The sequence below is a fragment of the Kitasatospora sp. NPDC057542 genome (assembly GCF_042801945.1).
GTDB lineage: Bacteria > Actinomycetota > Actinomycetes > Streptomycetales > Streptomycetaceae > Kitasatospora.
Genome location: NZ_JBHVFE010000774.1, coordinates 1 through 2,099 on the forward strand (window position 1 = coordinate 1; position 2,099 = coordinate 2,099).

Genomic DNA, 2,099 nt, shown 5'->3' on the forward strand with positions numbered 1-2,099 from the left:
GGCCACCGGGACCGGGCGCCTTGGAGGTGAGCAGCGTGAGCGAGCAGGGCGGGCCGATCCCGAAGGACCCTCCCGTCCCGGTGGAGACACCCGAGTTCCGGATGACCGGCGAAGGCGCACCGCCTCCCGGGCACGAGGAGGAGAAGGGGCCGGACGACGGCCCCGAGTACGCCGTGACCGAACCGGCCCATGACCCTGAACCCCACGAACCGCCCGACTGAACCGGCCGGGCCGATCATCGGAGGTTCCGGCCTGGCCGTGCGGCGAACGGGTGGTACGGAAGGACGATCCCACGGGCGGCGGCGCCTGCGGGACCGGGCCGTGGGACACGCGGTACACCTTGGGGCCGCCCGCCGCGGTGACGGGGCCCGGCAGCGTGTGGCACAGGGGGTTGTGCGGTGCGGACGGCGGACGAATTCCTGCTCTGATGAGGGCTGTTGCTGCTGCTGATCAGCGCGGTGACACCGCTGGAGGTGGCGGTCGGCGGCGGCATCGCGTTCCTCGGCGCAGCCGGGGAGGCGGCCGTACGGCGCGCGTCGGACGCCTCGCCGGGCGGAGCGGCCCGCTTGGCACAGGCGCTCTGGACCTTCCCGTGGACCCTGCCGGCCGACACCGGCCGGCTGGCACTGGCCGTGCTGTCACCCGCGCACCGGGACGCGGGGTTTCGCGGAGCGGTTCCTCTCTCATGGCTGCCTGCCGGGTTGACGCTCACGCTCCGGCCTTCCCCCGCGCGGGGGAGTCGGGTGATCCGTGGGATGGATGTGATCGGCGCGGGTGACGGGGAGTCTTGGGGTGTCGGCAGTCCGGATATACGGGGGTCTCAGTGGCTGTTTCTGCAAACTCGGAGGCAGGCGGCGTTCCCAGGCCACCGACCACAAGCCCGCGGCGGAAGTTGTGGTGGCGGCGGTGGCCCATGTGGGTACCCACGGCCGCTGCTCTGTGGGGCGTGTTGTACGCCGCTGTCGAGGTCACCTGGGCGGTGACGGGCACCACCGTGCAATGGAAGGAACACGCCTCGTACGCGCCGGGGGTCCAGCTCTTCCTGGCGGCCCTCGCGCTCCTGGCCGGCGGCGCCTGCCTGGCCGGCACCCGAACGCTCACCAGGCCCGGCCGGGTTGTGGTGGCGACGGCGCTGGTCACGGCGCTCCCGGTGTTCGTCGTGGGAATGAACGGGCTGCCGATCCATTTCGTGACGATTGCGACGTTCTCGGGGGTCGAGAGCGCCACCGGGCTGGCCCAGGTGCTGTTGAACACGGCCGGCGCCGCCCTTCTGTTCCTCGTCGGTTTGTCGTACCGTCGACGGCTGCGCGGCGACTGCCCGCGATGTGGGCGGCCGCACGCCGGCGCAGCCGACGGCCCGCTTGCCCACCCAGCGGCCTCCCGGGCCCCGAGGCGGACCCGCGTCACGGTGTACCTGCTCATGTGCGGACTTCTGCCGTGGGCTGGAGCCAAGACCATCTGGACGCTGGGCGGCAACGCGCTCGGCGTCGCGGGCGATGACTGGCAGAGGACGACGAGCGTCGACGCGTCAGGCCCGGCGAAGGCAACCGCGTCGGCGGGGATCGACGTGACCGTGCTGGCCGCGATGGTCGGGATCTTCCTGCTGCTGGGGCTGCTGTACGTGTGGGGGCAGGTGTTCCCCCGCTGGACGCTGTTCCTGTCCGGACGGCGGGTCCCTCGCCTGCTGCCCTTGGTTCCGGCCTGGCTGACCGGCATCCCACTGACGATGTACGGGGCCGTCCTCGTCATCATGGCCCCGCTCATGGCTGTCGGCGTGCTGCCCGGGATCAAGCCGTCCCTGCCGTTCACCACCAGCTCGGGGATCACCTGGTTCGTCGAGTTCGGCGGCCTGGCATTCGGCGGTCTGGGCATCGGCCTCGTCGTGGCCGCTCGCTCCTATGCCGCCCGCACCCGCCCCGTCTGTGCCGGCGCCACGGCAACGCAGGGCCCGGGTAGTCGGGTGTCGGAATGGCAGCTTCCTGCCGGCGATCGACGCGCAGTCGGCGGCGGTTCACGATCGAACCGCTCAAGTGCATCGCGTCAAGCCGCTCCCTTCCTGGACTGAACGGCCCGGCCGCCCGACGCACTCGGGCGTCGGG

1 protein-coding gene and 1 pseudogene are annotated in these 2,099 nt (G+C 72.1%); both read left to right on the top strand.

The window, feature by feature from the left end:
• Nucleotides 1–221: pseudogene (locus ACFU7Y_RS43330) on the top strand (hypothetical protein); the annotation flags it as partial.
• Nucleotides 222–946: 725 nt separating this feature from the next.
• Nucleotides 947–2,065 (top strand): hypothetical protein, encoded by a 1,119-nt coding sequence (locus tag ACFU7Y_RS43335; protein ID WP_380771960.1) that lies wholly within the window; start codon nucleotides 947–949, stop codon nucleotides 2,063–2,065.
• Nucleotides 2,066–2,099 lie beyond the last annotated feature (34 nt).